The organism is Castellaniella sp. (assembly GCF_049673105.1).
Lineage (GTDB): Bacteria > Pseudomonadota > Gammaproteobacteria > Burkholderiales > Burkholderiaceae_B > Castellaniella.
On sequence record NZ_JBATXG010000032.1, the window covers coordinates 95,399 to 113,322 of the forward strand.

At 65.9% G+C, this 17,924-nt stretch carries 16 protein-coding genes and 1 riboswitch; of the genes, 9 read left to right on the forward strand and 7 right to left on the reverse strand.

All coding sequences use genetic code 11. The annotated features are described in order from the left end of the window. The first annotated feature begins 2 nt into the window (after positions 1 to 2). Complete coding sequence (locus tag WBF69_RS12225; protein ID WP_424264498.1) at positions 3 to 908, forward strand: metal ABC transporter permease; 906 nt, start codon at positions 3 to 5, stop codon at positions 906 to 908. Between the two features lie 28 nt (positions 909 to 936). Next, the gene (locus WBF69_RS12230; protein WP_424264500.1) at positions 937 to 1,914 is read left to right on the forward strand and encodes a metal ABC transporter solute-binding protein, Zn/Mn family; all 978 of its coding nucleotides are present in this window, start codon (positions 937 to 939) and stop codon (positions 1,912 to 1,914) included. An 8-nt stretch (positions 1,915 to 1,922) separates the two neighbouring features. Here the strand turns inward: WBF69_RS12230 and xerC are convergent, their stop codons facing one another. From xerC to WBF69_RS12255, 5 genes are read right to left on the reverse strand one after another with little or no spacing between them, the layout of a single operon-like run. Further along, the gene (gene xerC, locus WBF69_RS12235; protein ID WP_424264423.1) at positions 1,923 to 2,909 is read right to left on the reverse strand and encodes a tyrosine recombinase XerC; all 987 of its coding nucleotides are present in this window, start codon (positions 2,907 to 2,909) and stop codon (positions 1,923 to 1,925) included. Positions 2,910 to 2,923: 14 nt separating this feature from the next. After that, entirely contained in the window at positions 2,924 to 3,604 is a 681-nt protein-coding gene (locus tag WBF69_RS12240) for a DUF484 family protein (protein WP_424264424.1), read from the reverse strand. Then, the gene (dapF, locus tag WBF69_RS12245; protein WP_424264425.1) at positions 3,601 to 4,506 is read right to left on the reverse strand and encodes a diaminopimelate epimerase; all 906 of its coding nucleotides are present in this window, start codon (positions 4,504 to 4,506) and stop codon (positions 3,601 to 3,603) included. The genes WBF69_RS12240 and dapF overlap by 4 nt, the downstream gene beginning before the upstream one ends. Positions 4,507 to 4,548: 42 nt before the next feature. After that, entirely contained in the window at positions 4,549 to 5,439 is an 891-nt protein-coding gene (locus WBF69_RS12250; RefSeq protein ID WP_424264426.1) for a lysophospholipid acyltransferase family protein, read from the reverse strand. Positions 5,440 to 5,459: 20 nt separating this feature from the next. Further along, a complete protein-coding gene (locus tag WBF69_RS12255) occupies positions 5,460 to 6,305 on the reverse strand; it encodes a lysophospholipid acyltransferase family protein (protein WP_424264501.1) in 846 nt (281 codons plus the stop codon). A gap of 229 nt (positions 6,306 to 6,534) precedes the next feature. Between WBF69_RS12255 and metK the strand changes: the two genes are divergently transcribed. Then, a complete protein-coding gene (gene metK, locus WBF69_RS12260) occupies positions 6,535 to 7,698 on the forward strand; it encodes a methionine adenosyltransferase (protein ID WP_424264427.1) in 1,164 nt (387 codons plus the stop codon). Between the two features lie 79 nt (positions 7,699 to 7,777). Here the strand turns inward: metK and WBF69_RS12265 are convergent, their stop codons facing one another. Then, positions 7,778 to 8,413, reverse strand: coding sequence for a TetR/AcrR family transcriptional regulator (locus WBF69_RS12265; protein WP_424264428.1), 636 nt, complete (start codon positions 8,411 to 8,413; stop codon positions 7,778 to 7,780). A gap of 183 nt (positions 8,414 to 8,596) precedes the next feature. Between WBF69_RS12265 and WBF69_RS12270 the strand changes: the two genes are divergently transcribed. From WBF69_RS12270 to metF, 6 genes are all read left to right on the forward strand, one after another. After that, entirely contained in the window at positions 8,597 to 9,718 is a 1,122-nt protein-coding gene (locus WBF69_RS12270) for an efflux RND transporter periplasmic adaptor subunit (RefSeq protein ID WP_424264429.1), read from the forward strand. After that, complete coding sequence (locus WBF69_RS12275) at positions 9,715 to 12,870, forward strand: efflux RND transporter permease subunit (RefSeq protein ID WP_424264430.1); 3,156 nt, start codon at positions 9,715 to 9,717, stop codon at positions 12,868 to 12,870. Before WBF69_RS12270 ends, WBF69_RS12275 begins: the two co-directional genes overlap by 4 nt. Then, positions 12,867 to 14,303: an efflux transporter outer membrane subunit gene (locus WBF69_RS12280; RefSeq protein WP_424264431.1), complete on the forward strand. Its 1,437-nt coding sequence runs from the start codon at positions 12,867 to 12,869 to the stop codon at positions 14,301 to 14,303. Before WBF69_RS12275 ends, WBF69_RS12280 begins: the two co-directional genes overlap by 4 nt. Before the next feature lie 53 nt (positions 14,304 to 14,356). Further along, positions 14,357 to 14,454: riboswitch (S-adenosyl-L-homocysteine riboswitch) on the forward strand. A 63-nt stretch (positions 14,455 to 14,517) separates the two neighbouring features. Next, positions 14,518 to 15,924: an adenosylhomocysteinase gene (gene ahcY, locus WBF69_RS12285; RefSeq protein ID WP_424264432.1), complete on the forward strand. Its 1,407-nt coding sequence runs from the start codon at positions 14,518 to 14,520 to the stop codon at positions 15,922 to 15,924. A gap of 93 nt (positions 15,925 to 16,017) precedes the next feature. After that, positions 16,018 to 16,353 carry a phage holin family protein gene (locus tag WBF69_RS12290; RefSeq protein ID WP_424264433.1) on the forward strand — a complete coding sequence of 112 codons (336 nt, stop codon included), beginning with the start codon at positions 16,018 to 16,020 and terminating at the stop codon, positions 16,351 to 16,353. Positions 16,354 to 16,365: 12 nt separating this feature from the next. Continuing rightward, positions 16,366 to 17,223 carry a methylenetetrahydrofolate reductase [NAD(P)H] gene (gene metF / locus WBF69_RS12295; RefSeq protein ID WP_424264434.1) on the forward strand — a complete coding sequence of 286 codons (858 nt, stop codon included), beginning with the start codon at positions 16,366 to 16,368 and terminating at the stop codon, positions 17,221 to 17,223. 22 nt (positions 17,224 to 17,245) lie between these two features. On the opposite strand, the gene WBF69_RS12300 is transcribed toward metF, so the two are convergent. Beyond that, positions 17,246 to 17,869, reverse strand: a complete 624-nt coding sequence (locus tag WBF69_RS12300; RefSeq protein WP_424264435.1) for a 5-formyltetrahydrofolate cyclo-ligase — start codon at positions 17,867 to 17,869, stop codon at positions 17,246 to 17,248. Positions 17,870 to 17,924 lie beyond the last annotated feature (55 nt).

Here is a 17,924-nt window from a genome sequence, read left to right on the forward strand (position 1 = left end):
TGATGGCGCTATGGGATCTGCTGGCGCAGCCTTTCATTGAATTCGGATTCATGCGCCGGGCCCTGGCGGGGTCCTGGGCGCTGGCCTTTGCCGCCGGCCCTCTGGGGGTGTTCCTGGTGCTGCGGCGGCTGAGCCTGATGGGCGATGCCATGGCGCACGCGATTTTGCCCGGCGTGGCGGTGGGCTTTCTGACCGCCGGCCTGTCCATGACCGCCATGACCGTGGGAGGCCTGGTCACGGGGGTGGTCGTGGCGTTGCTGGCCGGGCTGATTTCGCGCCTGACGCCGCTGCGCGAGGACGCCAGCTTTGCCGCCTTTTATCTGGTGTCCCTGGGGCTGGGTGTCCTGCTGGTGTCCCTGAAAGGCACCAATCTGGACCTGATTCATGTGCTGTTCGGGACCGTGCTGGGGTTGAGCACGGCGGCGCTGCTGCTGGTGACGCTGGTCAGCAGCATCACGCTGCTGGCGCTGGCCGGGATGTTCCGGGTGCTGGTCACAGAATGCCTGGACCCCCTGTTCCTGCGCGCCGAAGGCCGGATCGGCGCCTGGGCGCACATGGGGTTTCTGGCGCTGCTGGTCTTGAATCTGGTGGCCGGCTTTCAGGTGCTGGGCACGCTGATGGTGGTCGGCATCATGATGCTGCCGGCGACTGCTGCCCGCTTCTGGGTGCGTTCGGTCGGCGCCCAGATGGTCCTGGCGGCGATGCTGGGGGCACTGGCCTCGTACGTCGGCTTGCTGGTGTCTTATTACGCGGACGTGGCGGCGTCGCCCGCCATCATTTTGGCCGCCGGTGTGGCGCATTTCGTCTCGGTGGCCATCGGGCCGCAGGGCGGTCTGCTGCAGACCGTGCGCCAGGCCAGGGCGCGCCGCGCCCGCTTGTTGCAAGTCATAGGAGATGAGCATGTTTGACGCTGGACGGGGCCTGCTGGGCGGGATGTTGTTGAGCCTGATGCTGGGGCTGGGTTCGGCGCAGGCGCAGGAAACCTCTGTGGCAAGGCCTGAGCCCTTGCGGGTGGTGGCCTCATTTTCAATTCTGGCGGATATGGTGCGCCAGATCGGCGGCGAGGACATCCACCTGGATGTGCTGGTCGGGCCGATGCGCGATGCCCATAGTTTCGAGCCTAGCCCCCAGGATGCCCGCGCCCTGGGCGATGCCCAGGTGCTGGTCGTCAATGGCCTGGGGTTCGAGTCCTGGATGCCGCGTCTGCTGGATGCCGCAGGGTTTACAGGCCGGACGGTGGTGGCATCGCGGGGCGTGACGCCGCGCCACCTGACCGAGGCCGAGGCGCAGGCCGCCGAGCACGACCACGAGGGCCACGAGGACCACGGCCACGAGGACCACGGCCACGAAGGCCACGGCCACGAAGCAGGCGCGGTCGACCCCCACGCCTGGCAGAATCTGAGCAATGGGGTGCAGTATGCGCAGAATATCGCCCAGGGGCTGGCGCAGGCCGACCCCGCACGTGAATCGGCCTATTTCGCCCGGGCGGACGCGTATGTGCATCAATTGCGCAAAGAAGACACCCAATGGCGCCGGCAACTAGCGGCGGTGCCGCCGGATCGCCGCGTGTTGGCGACATCGCATGATGCCTTTGGCTATCTGGGGGCCGCGTACGGCATTCAGATTCTGTCCCTGGTGGGCGTGTCCGGCGAAGCCGAGCCGTCCGCCCGCGCCATGGCGCGTTTGTTGACGCAGATCCGCACACGGCGCATCGGCGCCCTGTTTCTGGAACAGGGCAGCAATTCTCCGGCTTTGCGGCAACTGGCGAACGAGGCCGGTGTGACGCTGGGCGGCGCACTGTATGCCGATACGCTGGATCGACCAGGTCATCAGGCCTCGACCTATTTGGGGATGTTCCGCTGGAATGCGCAGCAACTGCTGAGCGCCTGGCAGACGGATCCGGCGGCGGACTAGCGTCTGCGCTAGGTTTTGCCGGAGGAATCCGGTTTACCGTCCTGTGTCTTGCGCCGGGCGCGCGGATGCGCCTGATCGTAGCTGGCCGCCAGATGCTGGAAATCCAGCCGGGTGTAGATCTGGGTGGTGGCAATGTTGGCATGACCCAGCAATTCCTGCACGGCCCGCAGGTCCTGGGCGGATTGCAGCAGATGACTGGCAAAGCTGTGACGCAGGCTGTGCGGGTGCACGTGCATGGGCAAACCGACGCGTTGCGCCAGAGCCTGCAACTGCAATTGCACGACCCTTGGGCTGATGCGCCGACCTCGGGCGCCGAGAAACAGCGCCGCCCTGGTATCGGCGTCCGGGTCCGGGGGCAGCAGGGGGCCGCGCACGGCCAACCAGGCCTGCAGCGCGTCGATGGCATGTTGCCCCAGGGGGACGGCCCGCGTCTTGCCGCCTTTGCCCCGGACAACGGCTTCGCGTTCAGCCAGCTGGATCCAGCTGTGCGAGGCGTAGCCGGTTTCGCGCAGCGGCTGCCAGTCCAGTCCGACCAGTTCCGACAGGCGCAAACCGCTGGAATACAGGACTTCGAACATGGCCATGTCGCGCTTGTCGATGGGGGTTTGCGCCGGCGGCAGTTGTGATCGATCCAGCAGCGCCTGCGCTTGGTCCACGGACAAGGCCTTGGGCAAGCTGTGCGGGATACGGGGCGCTCGCACACCCTGGGCCGGATTGCGGGTCAGGTCGGCGTTCGGCGCGCGCCAGGTGAAATAGGCCCGCCAGGCCGAGAGCGTCCGCGCCAGGCTGCGCGGCTGTCGGCCCTGCGCGTGCAGCCGCCCCAGCGCCTGGCGGATATGGATCTCCGCCAGCGCATCCAGGGGCTGGTCCGGAAAACAGGACTGCAGCGCCTGCAGATCGTGCCGGTAGGCAGTGATCGTGTGCGGTGAGTAGCGCTGCTGCGCACCCAGTTCGTTCAGCCAGGATTCGATGCGCCGGGTGTCATCGGCAGACATGGTCGTCCGGGGGCTTAGGCGGCTTCCGGCGCCGGGGCTTTCAAGCGGCCCAGCGCCGCCCCTGCCAGCGACGCGATCGTCGCCAAAAAGGCGGTGCCCATGTCGGCGGTGAAGCGCTGGGGATCGGCGGAGCCCAGAACCAGCAGGCCGATGGGGTCCGCGCCATGCAGCGCGCGCAGCGGCAGGATGGCCAGAGAAGCCGGGTTGTTGGCCAGCCAGTCGGCGGCGGCCTGCCCTTTGACGGGGCCGCAATAGGGTTGATCCAGTCCAGCGGCCTCGCGTCGGATGTCAGGGGTCACGTCCTGGGCGAATTCGCTGTCTTCCAGGGCAGGCAGATCCCAGACGCGCAGGGCGATGGCGTCCAGGTCGAACTGGTCGCTCAGGCTGCGGATGATGTGCGCCGGGATTTGCAGCGCATCCGGTTCGGCCAGCATGCGGGCGCACCATTGCATCAGCGATTGGTTGATGCGTTCGTTGCCGCCCGCGTTTTGCAGCAACTGCATCAGGCGTTGTTCGTGTTCCTTGACCCGTGTGCGCAGCGTCAGGATCTGGCGTTCGCCCAGGGAAATGGCGCGGGCCTGATGTGGGTGCGGCACGCTGAGCTTGGCGAAGACGTCGGCGTGGTCTTCGAAGAATTGCGGGTTCTGGCTCAGGTAGTCGGCGATGCCCTGAGCGCTGGGGGCTTCCTGTGTCATGTAAGGTTCCGTTCTCGAGAAGCGACCAGGGCGTCGATGTCGACCTGACCATGAAAAACCGTGACAGCCGGACCGCGCATGCGCAAAGTCTGGCCGTCCCATTCTACGTGCAGCGCGCCGCCGCGGGTGTCTACCTGCACAGGGCTGTCCAGCAGGCCTCGGCGGATGCCGGCGACGGCAGCCGCGCAGGCGCCGGTGCCGCAGGCCAGGGTCTCGCCCGCGCCGCGTTCGAAGACGCGCAGGCGGATGTGGTGGCGGTTCAGGACCTGCATGAAGCCGGCGTTCACCCGGTGGGCGAAGCGGCGGTGGCCTTCGATAGCCGGGCCGAGGCGCTCGACGGGGAAGGACTCTACGTCGTCCACCTGCGTGACGGCGTGAGGGTTGGAAATCGCCACCAGGGAACACCAGAGCGGGCCGGCTTCGGCCTGCAGGTCCAGGCCGTACAGCGTGTCGGCGCAGACGGAGCGGGTTTCCAGTCCGGTGGCGTCGAAGGCCAGCCGATCGGGCGTGAACGCCGTTTTGCCCATGTCCACCGAGACCGATCCGTCGTCCAGTTCGTGCAGCACGATCAGCCCGGTGGCGATTTCCGCCCGCAATGGGTTGCGCCGCGACAGGCCCTGGTCGTGCACGAAGCGCACGAAACAGCGGGCGCCGTTGCCGCAGTGTTCGACCTCGCCACCATCGGCGTTGAAGATGCGGTAGCGAAAGTCGGCATTGGGATCCAGGGGGTCTTCGACCAGCAGGATCTGGTCGGCGCCGATGCCGAAATGCCGATCCGCCAGAGCGCGGGCGCGTTCCGGCGTCAACTGTAGCGGTTGACGCACGCCGTCCAGCACGACGAAGTCGTTGCCGGCGCCCTGCATTTTGGTGAAGTTCCAGATCATCGACAGATTATCCTGCAAAAAACGAGGGGTGCAAGTGTTGCCCGGCCTGGCGGGTCTGACCTAGTAAAACCCGGCCTCGCCTTCGGGGCGTGTCTTGAAGCGCCGATGCACCCAATAATATTGCGCGGGATCGGGGCGGATTTCGGTTTCGATCAGGCGATTCAGGCGGGCCGTGGCGGCTTCGGGGGTATCGTCCCCAGGGAAACTGTCCACCGGCGGGCGGACGATGACCTGATAACGCCCGGTCTCGGGATCCAGGCGGCTGATGACGGGCACCACCGCTGCGTCCCAGGTGGCGGCGATCTGGGCCGCCGACAGCAGGGTGGCGGCGGGCACGCCGAAAAACGGCACGAAAGCGCTGCCCTGGTGACCGAAATCCATGTCCGGCAGGTAATAGACGGGAATGCCCTTGCGCAGATGGCGGATCAGGCCGCGCACGCCGTCGTGGCGGCTGACCAAGTGCACCTGGTTGAAGCGTCCGCGGCCCAGGCGCACAATCTCATCCACGTCGGCATCGCTCTGGCGTGTGTAGAGCGTGGCGGATTCCTTCAGAAACAGGGTCAGCCGGGTAGCAGCGGCATCCAGCGCGATGAAGTGCGGCGCGAACATCAGAATGCGCCGGCCTTGATCCAATAAGGTCTGCAGATGCTGTTCGCCCTGCAGATCGATGGTGGACAGGATGCGTTCGCGCGTACCGAACCAGCACAGACCGCGATCCACGAAGGACTGCGCCAGCAGATGAAAATGGCGCCGGGCCAGTGCTTTCTGCTGTTCCAGAGTCAGGTCCGGGAAGCAGCGTGCCAGATTGACGCGCACGACGTGGGCGCGAGATTTCAACAGTCGAGGCGCCAGCCAGCCCAGGATGCGCCCCCAGCGCAGCCGGACAGGGGTCGAGCAGCGCCCGAAATACGCGAATACTGCCTGAAGCAGGGGTTTTTTATCAAAAGCCATGATCGGGGCATTGTAGGGGGTCAGGCGTCGGGGCGCGGCGGCGCATCGCCTGGCCATTTATAGCGGTTGTAGCTCCATAGATACTGTTCTGGGAAGCGCCGAATCAGCGTTTCCATGGCTTGGTTGATCGCCAGCGCCAGGGCTTCCGGCGCCTGTGGCAGAGGGTCGGGCAGGCGCAGGTAGTGGATGCGCCAGCCGCGCCCGCCCGGCAGACGTTCGCCGGCGGTCAGGATGATGGCGACGCCGGTCTGCAGGGCCAGGCGGGCCGCCAGCGTCATGGTCAGAGCGTATTCGCCGAAAACCGGCAGCCACAGCCCATCGCCTTCGCGGGGAACCTGGTCGGGCAGCATGCCGACCGCCTCGCCGCGTTTCAGTGCGCGCACGAATTCGCGCACACCGTGGCGGTTGGCAGGCACGGCGCGCAGATTATGCATGTCGCGGGCGGATTCCACGATAGGATCCAGCAGCGCGCTGCGCGAGGGGCGGAACATCACCGTCAGCGGACCGTGCTGCGTCAGGTGGCGGGCCGTGATCTCAAAACAGCCCAGGTGCGGGGTCAGGTACAGCACTCCCCGGCCCTCGGCCAGCGCGTCGCGCACGATGGATTCCTGATCGCTGCTGGTCCGGGCCAGACAGTGGGATGTGCGCCACCAGACTTTCGGCATTTCCAGGATCATGGCCCCCGATTCGGCGGCGGCCTTGCGGAAGAACGCGGGCGTGTCGTAGCCGGCGCGGCGGGCGTTGGCCTGCAGGCGGCGCCGGTAGCGTCCCGGAAAAGCGTAGACGGCCAGGCCGATCAGCCGGCCCAGAAACTGCAGCCAGGACAAGGGCAGTCGGGCCAGCAGACGAACGAGGCACAACAGCAGGCGAGGCAGGATATCCCTGGTGGGCGAGGCGTTTTCAGCAGGCATGGCGTATTTTCGCTTAAAATCCTTTTGATCGCTGAGTTAACCCGACAACTTGCGGAGCGATCCCCGTGCTGGAGACGGCATGGTCTAAACCGCTAAAGCGTCGCGCCCCGATACATCCAGAGGTGCAACGCGTTTCGTTCAACCTCGCGCCGGTCAGTTCGGCGCTCATACAGGACGTATCGCTGTGGCAAACAACGATTTTCTCTTTACCTCGGAATCCGTTTCCGAAGGCCATCCCGACAAGGTCGCCGACCAGATCTCCGACGCGATTCTCGACGCCTTGCTCGAACAGGACCCCACTTCCCGGGTCGCTGCCGAAACCCTGTGCAACACCGGTCTGGTCGTGCTGGCCGGCGAAATCACGTCTCGCGCCAACGTGGATTACATCCAGGTGGCCCGCGATACGATTCGCCGCATCGGCTATGACAACACCGACTACGGCATCGACTACAAGGGTTGCGCGGTACTGGTGGCCTATGACAAACAATCCCCCGACATCGCCCAGGGCGTGGACCGCACGTCGGAAGAAATCCTGAACCAGGGCGCCGGCGACCAGGGGCTGATGTTCGGCTATGCCTGCGACGAAACCCCTGATCTGATGCCGGCCCCGATCTGGTACGCGCACCGCATCGTGCAGCGCCAGGCCGAACTGCGCAAAGACGGGCGCCTGCCGTGGCTGCGCCCGGACGCCAAATCCCAGGTCACTTTCCGCTACCTGGACGGCAAGCCCGCCGAGGTCGATACCGTGGTGGTCTCCACCCAGCACCATCCGGATATTTCCCAGGCGGATATCCATGACGCCGTGATCGAGCACATCATCCGCCCGGTGTTCGCCGATGGCCTGCTGACGGACAAGACTAAATTCCTGATCAATCCCACGGGAAAATTCGTCATTGGCGGCCCGCAAGGCGACTGCGGCCTGACGGGGCGCAAGATCATCGTCGACACCTACGGCGGCGCCTGCCCGCACGGCGGCGGCGCGTTTTCCGGCAAGGACCCGTCCAAGGTCGATCGTTCGGCCGCCTATGCCGCCCGCTATGTGGCGAAAAACATCGTCGCCGCGGGGCTGGCCCGTCAGTGCCAGGTGCAGGTCAGCTATGCCATCGGTGTGGCCGAGCCGATCAACATCACGGTCTACACCGAAGGCACAGGCGTCATCCCCGATGATCAGATCGCCCGCCTGGTGCGCGAACACTTCGATCTGCGCCCCAAGGGCATCATCAATATGCTGAACCTGCTGCGCCCCATCTATGCGAAATCCGCCGCCTATGGCCACTTTGGCCGCAGCGAACCGGAATTCAGCTGGGAAGCCACCGACAAGGTCCAGGTGCTGAAGGCTGCTGCCTGATACCGGCATCCTGATGACGACGGCCCGCCTGCAAGGCGGGCCGATTCATGTCTGGCGCGCTGAATGGTCAGCAGCCGGTTCAGGATTCGAAGGCCATCCGTTTCATGAAGGCGCGCAGAATGCGTTCGATGTCTTCATCGCCCGGGCGGCTGCCCGCCAGTCGGTGCAGCGCGCAACCGTCGCATAACGCCACGAACCCAAAGGCCAGATCCTCGGGACTCATGGATAGCGTCAGCCCTGCGCGTTGCGCGAAATCCTGGGCATAACCTTCCACGGCGTCCAGCAGTTCTTCCCGGAAGCGGCGAAAGTGCGGGGCAAAGGCCTCATCGCGCGCGGCCTGCAGTCGCGCTTCCAGCATCAGCGCCAGCAGTTGGGAATCCTGGTGCATCCGGGCGTAGTGCGCCAGCAGACGCGATTCCAGCAGATCCCGTGGCGGCGAGTCTTCCTGGTCTTCGGGGGCGGGCGTGTCCAGCAGCGCCCGTAATTCTTCCATGATGCGGGCATGCTCCCGCCGCAGCAGCGCCAGGAAAATGTCTGACTTGTCCTGGAAGTTGGAATAGAACGCGCCACGGGTGTAGCCGGCCTGCAGGGTGATCTGCTCGACGCTGGTCGCCGCGAAACCCTGTGTGGCAAACAGGGTATGCGTCGCGTCCAGCAATCGTTGCCGGGTCTGTTCCCGGCTTTGCTCGCGGGTCAGGCGGATTTTTGCATTCATGGTGTTCAGATTGTAGAAACAAATCGGGGTGCTGCGCAGGCGCGGGTCAGATCGCAACTATTCAAATACATAAATGCATTTGAATCCATTTATGTATTGAAATAAACTGCCTTTCGGCCTAAGGGGTGTTGTCCGCTCGGGCCAAGCTGCCGATTTCTCCCTACGTCGCTTGCCGGGATGCCCATGAAAGACCCCCTCGCCCGTTCGCTGTCTCGCCTGGCTGTGGCGACCCTCTGCGTTGCGCTGGCCGCCTGCGGCGCCAGGGAATCCGCCGAGCCGCCGCCGCGTCCGGCGCCGACGGTAGAGGTTCAGCCGGACGTGCAGGCGGCGTCCTGGGCGGCGCCAGGCCTGATTACGGCGCCTGAATCCACCCCCTTGTCTTTCCGGCAGGCAGGGCTGATCCTGCGTCGTCATGTCGGGCTGGGAGATACCGTGCGCGCCGGCCAGGTTCTGGCGGAACAGGATGCCGGGCCCTGGCGTCAAAACCTGGCCTCGGCTCAGGCCCAGCAGCGGGCGGCGCGCGCCGCGCTGGACGTCGCCGAACGGCAATGGCGGCGGGATCAGGCTCAGGGGCGCGAGGGTCTGATCGCCCAGGCACAGGCAGAGCAGACGCGCGGGCAGTTGGCTCAGGCGCGGGCGCAGGACGAGCAGGCCGGCCAGGCCTTGGCGCGGGCGCGCGACCAGGTGGCGTATACGCGGCTGACGGTCGAACATGATGGCGTCATCGTTGCCGAGCAGGCGATGGCGGGGCAGAATGTCGCGGCGGGGCAGCCCGTCTATACCCTGGCCTGGGGAGACGGTCTGGAAGCCGTCGTGGATCTGCCCGCCCGCAGGATGGCGGGCATCGTACCTGGCCGGGTGGCCGAGGTCGAAGCGGTGGCGCTGCCGGGGGTGCGGTTGAGCGCTCAGGTGCGGGAAGTCGCGCGGGCCGCCGATCCGGCAACGCTCGGATTCCGGGTGAAGCTGCGGCTCGATGCCGCCGACCCGGCGCTGCGGCCGGGAATGACGGCGACGGTCCGTTTCCTGGAACCTGAGGCCGCCCAAGTCCGTTATACGCTGCCTGCCACGGCGCTATTCCATCAGGGGGACCGGCCAGCGGTCTGGGTCGTGGACGCAGACGGCGTGCTGGCCACGCAGCGGGTGAAAGTCGCCGCGTATGGCGCGGATACCGTGACGCTCTCGGGCGGTCTTCGAACGGGACAGATCGTGCTTGCTCAGGGCGTGCACACGGTGGTCGAGGGGCAGCGGATCGAGGCGGTGCCTTATCGTGCTCGTCCCGCCGCGCCCACAGAGGCCGGGCAGTGAACGGGCCGTCCGCGCCCCGCGCCTGGGAGGGGGGATTCAATCTGTCGCGTTGGGCGATTCTGCATCGCTCTCTGGTGATTTACCTGATCGCGGTGATGGTGGTTGCCGGCACCCTGGCAGGTCTGCGTCTGGCGCAGTCCGAAGATCCGCCTTTCACCTTCCGCGTCATGGTGGTGCAGACTTTGTGGCCTGGCGCCACGGCGGAACAGGTGCGCGAGCAGGTGACCGACCGGATCGAGCGCAAGCTGCAAGAAATGCCGCATCGCGATCACACCGTCAGCTATTCGCGGCCCGGGCAGTCGACGATCTTCTATTTCATGAGCGAGGCGGTGGCCGCCGACCAGGTCCCGCAGGAATGGTACCAAGTGCGCAAGAAGATCGGCGACATGGCCGCCGGCTTGCCCGCCGGGGTCGCCGGGCCGTTCTTCAACGATGAATTCGGCGATGTGTACACCAACATCTACGCGCTGTCGGGCGATGGTTACACGCCGGCGCAGTTGCGCGAACAGGCCGACATCCTGCGCACCGTGCTGTTGCGGGTGCCGGGTGTGTCCAAGGTCGATTATTTCGGCGAACAGGAAGAGCGCATCGAGGTCCGTATCCCCAATTCCATCATGGCGCAATCCGGCCTGACGCCCGCGCGGATCGGCCAGGCCATCGCCGCGCGCAACGCCGTGGCCGATCCCGGCGTGATGGCGACCGCCACGGATCGGCTGTTCGTGCGTCCCACGGGGCAATTCCACAGCCTGGACGATCTGGCCGACACGCTGATTCCCGTCGGCGACCGTCTGGCACGTCTGGGGGACATCGCCGAGATCCGGCGCGGCGCGGTGGAGCCGCCCTTGACGCAGATGCGGTATGGCGACCAGCCGGTGTTGGGCATCGGCGTGACCGCCGCCGCCGGGCATGATGTGGTGGATCTGGGGAAACACTTGCAGAAGGCGGTGGACGGCCTGCAGACACGGCTGCCGATGGGCTTGTCGTTGACGGAAGTCGCCAGCATGCCCGACGCGGTGACGAGCTCGGTCGATGAATTCCTGCGCGCCGTCGGTGAAGCGGTGGCCATTGTGCTGCTGGTCAGCCTGGTGTCGTTGGGGCTGCGCACCGGCATGGTGGTCGTGATCTCGATTCCGGTGGTGCTGGCGCTGACCGCGCTGGTGATGAACTGGATGGGAATCGGGCTGCACAAGGTGTCCCTGGGCACGCTGATTCTGTCCTTGGGCCTGCTGGTGGACGACGCCATCATCGCGGTCGAGATGATGGCCGTGAAGCTCGAGCAGGGCTGGGACCGGGTCAGCGCGGCAGCGTTTGCCTATACCAGTACGGCGTTTCCTATGCTGACCGGCACGCTGGTCACGGTGGCGGGCTTTCTGCCGATCGCCCTGGCGCGCTCGAGCACCGGGGAATACACCCGCTCGATCTTTCAGGTGTCGGCCGTCTCGCTGCTGGTGTCCTGGCTGGCTGCCGTCATTCTGATCCCGCTGCTGGGTCATGCTCTGCTGCGCCCGCACGCGTCTGCCGCCGCGTCGACCGGTGGGGCGATGGGCGAGTCCGAGAGAGACATCTACGATTCGCCTTTCTATCGTCGGCTACGGCGCTGGTTGCATGCCTGTGTGCGCCGTCGCGGCGCCGTCGTGGCGGCGACGCTGCTGTTGTTTGTGGTCGCGCTGGCGGGGTTCCGTCTGGTGCCGCAACAATTCTTCCCGGATTCCGCCCGGCCCGAACTGCTGGTGGATATGCGTCTGCGCGAAAGTGCGTCGTTCGAGGCGACGCTGGCGCAGGCGCAGCGTCTGGAATCCCTGCTGAAAGAGCGCCCGGAAGTCGCGCGCGTGGTCGGTTTCGTGGGGACGGGCGCACCGCGCTTCTATCTGCCCTTGGACCAGCAGTTGCCGTCTCCGAATTTCACCCAGTATGTGGTGACCGCAAATTCCATTCAGGACAGAGAAGCGCTCAAGCCCTGGCTGGAGTCGGCCCTGAGTACGGATTTCCCTGCCGTGCGCGGCAGGGTGTCGCGTCTGGAGTCGGGGCCGCCTGTCGGCTACCCGGTGCAATTCCGCGTCAGCGGCGATGAGCTTGTCAGGGTGCGCCAGACGGCGCAAGAGGTGGCCGCCGTGCTGCGCGCCGACCCTCGCGCCCGCAACACGCAGTTCGATTGGGATGAACCGTCGGCTCGCGTGTCGCGTTTCGAGGTCGATCAGCAAGCCGCGCAGCGGCTGGGCGTCAGTTCGCGCGATATTGCGGATTTTCTGGCCATGAGTCTGTCGGGCCGGCCTGTGTCTCAATACCGCGAGGACGACCGCCTGATCCGCATCGATTTGCGGGCGCCGGAGTCCGAACGCAGCGACCCTCAGGCCTTGGCGCGGCTGTCCCTGCCTTCGCCTGGCGGGCCGGTGCCTCTGGAGGCGCTGGGCGGGATGCGCGACGGTCTGGAACACGCCATCATCTGGGAGCGTGACCGGCAGCCCACGATCACCGTGCGCGCCGAAGTCGCTCCCGGCGTCGAAGGGATCGACCTGACGCGTGCCGTAGACGCGCGTTTGACGGACATTCGCGCCGGCCTGCCGGTCGGCTATCGGATCGAGGTCGGCGGCGCGGTGGAAAACAGCGTCAAGGCGCAGGCCTCGATCAATGTCGAGGTGCCCATCCTGATCGTGGTCGTGCTGACGCTGCTGATGATCCAGCTGCAGCGGTTTTCCCGTGTGGTGCTGGTCGTCCTGACCGCGCCGTTGGGACTGATCGGCGTGGTCCTGGCGCTGCTGCTGTTTGGCAAACCGTTTGGCTTTGTCGCCCTGCTGGGGGTGATTGCCATGTTCGGCATCATCATGCGCAATTCGGTCATTCTGGTGGATCAGATCGAGCAGGACATCGCGGCGGGGCATCGACGCCTCGATGCCATCGTGGATGCGACCGTGCGGCGTTTCCGTCCCATCGTGCTGACGGCGGCGGCGGCGGTGCTGGCGCTGATCCCGCTGTTGCGCAGCGACTTCTTCGGCCCCATGGCGACCGCCCTGATGGGCGGCATCACCAGCGCCACGGTGCTGACGGTCTTCGTGCTGCCGGCCCTGTATGCGCTGATGTTCCAGGTCCGGGACGAGGACGAAACGTCTGCGCCGACCCCGCGCGCGTCCGGCACCGTGGGGGAAGCGTCATGAAGGGCGGGTGGATGGCAGGGGCGCTGGCGCTCAGTGTCGGTTTGACGGGTTGCGCATTCGGGCCTTCGGGGCAGCCGCCGCTCATGCCCGAGCCGGCGCGCTACGCCGCCGGCCTGCCGCCGGACAGCGCAGCGCGGGCCGATGGCCCCGCGCTGGTCGCCGCGCACACGTCCGCGACGGCGTGGTGGACTCAGTTTGGCGCGCCTGAGCTGGACTTGCTCGTGGCGGAATCCTGGGCGGCGAATCCCGATCTGGCCGCTGCGCAGGCGCGTCTGGCGGCGGCGCGCGAGGTCCTGCGGGCGCAGGTCGGGGCGACGGCATTGCCGTCGGTCGATATGGGCGCCCAGGCCTCGCGACAGCGTGCGCTCGGTCTGCTGCTGAACCTGCCCTCGCCTCTGCCTGAATTGCCGCCGACGTCGATCTACAACACGTTTGTCGGCCAGGCCCAGGCTCGCTATACCTTTGACCTGTTCGGGTCGATGCGCGAACGCAATCGGGCGCTGGCGGACCGGGTAGAACAACGGACGGCCCAGTGGCACGCGGCTCGCGAGGCCTTGGCGGCGAACGTGGTGTCCGGTGCCTTGACCTTGTCCGCGCAGCAGGCTCGTCTGCAGGTTCTGGAAGCTGTCGCGACCGGATTGCTGCAGGACGAGACGGAGTCCGTTCGCCGGCAGGCGCTGGGCGCCGCGCCGCGCGCCGCCGTTCTGGATGCGCGTCGTCAGGCGCAGGCCGTGGCGGCTCAGATTCCCGCCTTGCAGGCGCAGGTGCTGGCGCTGCGGCATGCCCTGGCTGTGCTGCTCGGGCGCACACCAGATCAAGCGCCCGAGGCCATTGCATTCGCCCGACTGTCGCTGCCTGCGCGCATCCCCGTCCTGGTGCCGTCCGCTTTGCTGGCTTCGCGGCCCGACATCCAGGCGGCGCAGGCCGCCTTGCGCGCTGCGGCTCACGATGCGGGCGCCGCCAGCGCCGATCTGCTTCCCAGTTTCACCCTGACGGCGGCCATCGGGCGCGGCGCTTACGACTGGTCGACAGCGCTATCGCCTGCCGGCGCGTTGTGGAGCCTGGCAGGCGGGCTGGCCGCGCCGCTGTTTCATGGCGGCGCGCTGCAAGCACAGCGCCGCGCCAGCCTGCAGGCCTATACGGCTGCCGAGATGGATTACCGCAGCACGGTGCTGGCCGCGTTCCGCGAGGTCGCCGATGCGCTGGCGGCGCTGGAACAGACTGGCGTTGCGCGGGCTGCAGGGGATGCCGCTGCCGAAGCGGCCCGCAGTCTGGCGCTCGATGCGGCACGGCGAGCCAGTCTGGGCGCGGTGCCGCCGGCGTCCGCCCGCGCCGCAGGCCGTCAGGCGGACCTGGCGGAACTGGATGCCCTGGATATCCGTTCGCGACAGATGCTGGATGCTGCGCGTCTGTTCCAGGCGATGGGCGGGTGAGGCTTGCTCTGGGGATCGGAGTTGCAGGGGATCTCCGGGTATAATGACCCCCTTTTCCTGAGGGGCGCTGCACCGGCCCCGCGGCCCGGCATGGGCCTTGATGCGGGCCGCCAGGCTCAGGAACCTTCTTTATGAACGGCGCCCATCGTTGCCCTGCGCGGGCAGGGGTGGGCGGCAACCGTTCTCCCCGCTGCGCAGGCTCTACAGGGATACCATGAGCACTGCACACGACTACGTCATCGCCGATATCGCCCTGGCCGATTGGGGCCGCCGCGAACTCGCCATCGCCGAAACCGAAATGCCCGGCCTGATGGCCACGCGGGAAGAATTCGCCGCTTCACAGCCTCTGAAAGGCGCCCGCATCGCCGGTAGCCTGCATATGACCATCCAGACGGCTGTGCTGATCGAAACCCTCAAGGCGCTGGGCGCAGAAGTCCGCTGGGCTTCGTGCAATATTTTTTCCACCCAGGATCACGCCGCCGCCGCGATTGCCGCGGGCGGCACGCCGGTGTTCGCCGTCAAGGGCGAATCCCTGGAAGACTACTGGCAGTACACGCACCGCATCTTCGACTGGCCGGGTGAGCAGGCCAATATGATCCTGGACGACGGTGGCGATGCCACGGTGCTGCTGCACCTGGGCGCTCGCGCCGAGACCGATGCCGCGGCCATTGCCAATCCGGGCAACGAAGAAGAGCGCGTCCTGTTTGCCGCCATCAAGGCTCAGCTGGCCAAGGACCCCACCTGGTATTCCACCCGTCTGGCGCAGATCCAGGGCGTGACCGAGGAAACCACCACAGGGGTGCATCGTCTGTATCAGATGTCGCAGCGCGGCGAACTGAAGATCCCGGCCATCAACGTCAATGATTCGGTCACGAAGTCCAAATTCGACAACCTGTACGGCTGCCGCGAATCGTTGGTGGACGGCATCAAGCGCGCCACCGACGTCATGGTCGCCGGCAAGATTGCCGTCGTCTGCGGGTTCGGCGACGTCGGCAAGGGCTGCGCGCAGGCGCTGGCGGCTTTGCGCGCCCAGGTCTGGGTGACGGAAGTCGATCCCATCTGCGCGCTGCAGGCATCCATGGAAGGCTACCGGGTCGTGGATCTGAACGACAAGGACGTCGTCGAACAGGCCGATATTTTTGTCACCGCCACCGGCAACTACCACGTCATCGACCGTGACCACCTGTACCGCATGAAGGATCAGGCCATCGTCTGCAACATCGGCCACTTCGATAGCGAAATCAACGTCGCCTCTGTCGAGGACCTGCCCTGGGAAGAAATCAAACCCCAGGTCGATCACATCATTTTCCCCGACGGCAAGCGCATCATCCTGCTGGCCAAGGGCCGTCTGGTGAATCTGGGTTGCGCCACAGGCCACCCGTCCTTCGTGATGTCGGCATCCTTTACCAATCAGACGATTGCGCAGATCGAGCTGTTCACGCGTGGCGATCAGTACAAGACCGGCCAGGTCTATGTGCTGCCGAAACACCTGGATGAAAAGGTCGCCCGTCTGCATCTGGAAAAACTGGGTGTGAAGCTGACGACGCTGTCGCAAAAGCAGGCCGACTACATCGGCGTGCCGGTCGCCGGCCCGTTCAAGCCCGGTCATTACCGCTATTGATCCCTGCCTGCGCATCGCAAAATCCGGTCATGCACCCGCTAGTCGCATGACCGGATGCGCAGCCCCATCGTTGATGACTGAAGGAGTGCCGTCATGTTGTTGCTCGTCTGGATATTGAATGCGGTGGCCCTGTTGGTGGTCGCCTATCTGCTGCCTGGGATCACGGTGGCTTCCTTTGGTTCGGCGCTGATCGCCGCGCTGGTGCTGGGTTTGTTGAATACGGTGGTCAAGCCCGTGCTGGTGCTGCTGACCTTGCCGCTGACCTTCGTCACGCTGGGACTGTTCCTGGTGGTGCTCAATGCCCTGGTGTTCTGGTGGGCCGGGTCGATCCTGAAAGGTTTTCAGGTGGACGGCTTCTGGTGGGCCGTTATCGGCGCCATTGTCTATAGTCTGGTGTCTGGCGCGCTGGCCAGCCTTTTGTTGCAATAAGGATCTTGGAGCATGCCAAATTCTGCTCAGTCCGGGGCGCCCGTCCTCAGTCTGGAATATTTTCCGCCGCGCGATATCGCCGCCCAGGAACGGCTGGTGCGTTCCGCCAAGCGGCTGGCGGCGTTGAACCCCGCCTACGTCAGCGTGACATTCGGCGCCGGTGGCTCGACCCGCGCCGGCACGGTCGATGCCGTGCAGATGCTGCGTAACCTGGGGGCCGACGTCGCCCCGCACTTGTCCTGCATCGGCGTAACGCGCGCCGATTTGCGCTTGATCCTGGATGACTATCAGGCGCGGGGCATCCGCCGTCTGGTCGCCTTGCGTGGTGATATGCCGTCGGGGATGGGGGGCGATACGGGCGATCTGCATTACGCCAGCGAGCTGGTGCGCTTCGTGCGGGAGCAGTACGGCGACGCCTTTCATATCGAGGTGGCCGCCTATCCGGAAATGCACCCCCAGGCGGAAAGCGCGGAACAAGACCTGCAGCATTTCGTCAACAAAGTGCGGGCCGGCGCCAATGGCGCGATCACGCAGTATTTCTTCAACCCGGACGCTTACTTTGATTTTGTCGACCGGGTCCGCGCCCAGGGCATCGATATTCCCATCACGCCGGGCATCATGCCGGTGACCAATTACGTCCAGCTGGCGCGGTTTTCATCCATGTGCGGGGCGGAAATCCCGCGCTGGATGCGCTTGCGTCTGCAGGATTTCGGCGACGACAAGGCATCGATTCGGGCGTTCGGCATTGATGTCGTCACCCGCCTGACCGCCCGTTTACTGGAAAACGGGGCGCCGGGGGTGCATTTCTACACGCTGAACCATGCGGATGCCGTCGTGCAGATCTGCGACAACCTGGGCTTGGGGGCCTGACGCTGGCTCAGCGGGCCCGCGTTTAGGGCACGGGCAGCGCCCAGCCCTTGTCGGTCAGGATGGCGTCCAGCCGCACGTCGTGCGGTGCGGGCGAGTAGGCGTCGTTGCTGAGATCCCCGCAGGCCCAGGCGATGCCGATGGCGGTCGGCGCTCGACCGGATGTCTTCAGGGCCGCCAGCGTGCGGTCGTAATAGCCGCCGCCGTAGCCCAGACGATCGCCCTGGCGCGTGAAACCCAGTGTCGGCACCAGGATCAGGTCCGGCGCCGGTGCGTCGGGGCCGTCGGGTTCCTGGATGCCGTAGGCGCCGGCGTGCATCGGGGTATCCGGCGTCCACAGACGAAACTGCAGCGGCTGGCCGGGGCCTGTCACTACGGGCAGCGACACCGTCAGCGATTCATCGTCGGCCCATTGGCGCAGCAAGGCCTGCAAGGCGGGCTCATCGCTCATGGACCAGAAAGCGGCAATGTGGCGGATGTCCGCGCTGCCGGCGTCGCGTAGCGCCGTGCGCCGACTCGCCAGCCAGGTATAGAGACGACCGCGGATCAGCAGGGCGCCTCGGTCGCGTTCTGCGTCGGGCAGAGCCGCCCGGCGTTGTTTGAGTCGCGTCCGCAAGGGGACTGCGTTATTCTGTGCGTTCTGATTCATAAGGCAAGCAGTAGCTGTGAGGTGGCATGATGTGCGAGGACATTCTAAGGGATCC

Bases quoted from the DNA above. Each gene is read 5' to 3' on its own strand.
- WBF69_RS12225 (WP_424264498.1), top strand. From the start codon at position 3: ATGGCGCTATGGGATCTGCTGGCGCAGCCTTTCATTGAATTCGGATTC.
- xerC (WP_424264423.1), bottom strand. From the start codon at position 2,909: ATGTCTGCCGATGACACCCGGCGCATCGAATCCTGGCTGAACGAACTG.
- WBF69_RS12240 (WP_424264424.1), bottom strand. From the start codon at position 3,604: ATGACACAGGAAGCCCCCAGCGCTCAGGGCATCGCCGACTACCTGAGC.
- WBF69_RS12250 (WP_424264426.1), bottom strand. From the start codon at position 5,439: ATGGCTTTTGATAAAAAACCCCTGCTTCAGGCAGTATTCGCGTATTTC.
- WBF69_RS12265 (WP_424264428.1), bottom strand. From the start codon at position 8,413: ATGAATGCAAAAATCCGCCTGACCCGCGAGCAAAGCCGGGAACAGACC.
- WBF69_RS12270 (WP_424264429.1), top strand. From the start codon at position 8,597: ATGAAAGACCCCCTCGCCCGTTCGCTGTCTCGCCTGGCTGTGGCGACC.
- WBF69_RS12280 (WP_424264431.1), top strand. From the start codon at position 12,867: ATGAAGGGCGGGTGGATGGCAGGGGCGCTGGCGCTCAGTGTCGGTTTG.
- ahcY (WP_424264432.1), top strand. From the start codon at position 14,518: ATGAGCACTGCACACGACTACGTCATCGCCGATATCGCCCTGGCCGAT.
- WBF69_RS12290 (WP_424264433.1), top strand. From the start codon at position 16,018: ATGTTGTTGCTCGTCTGGATATTGAATGCGGTGGCCCTGTTGGTGGTC.
- metF (WP_424264434.1), top strand. From the start codon at position 16,366: ATGCCAAATTCTGCTCAGTCCGGGGCGCCCGTCCTCAGTCTGGAATAT.
- WBF69_RS12300 (WP_424264435.1), bottom strand. From the start codon at position 17,869: ATGAATCAGAACGCACAGAATAACGCAGTCCCCTTGCGGACGCGACTC.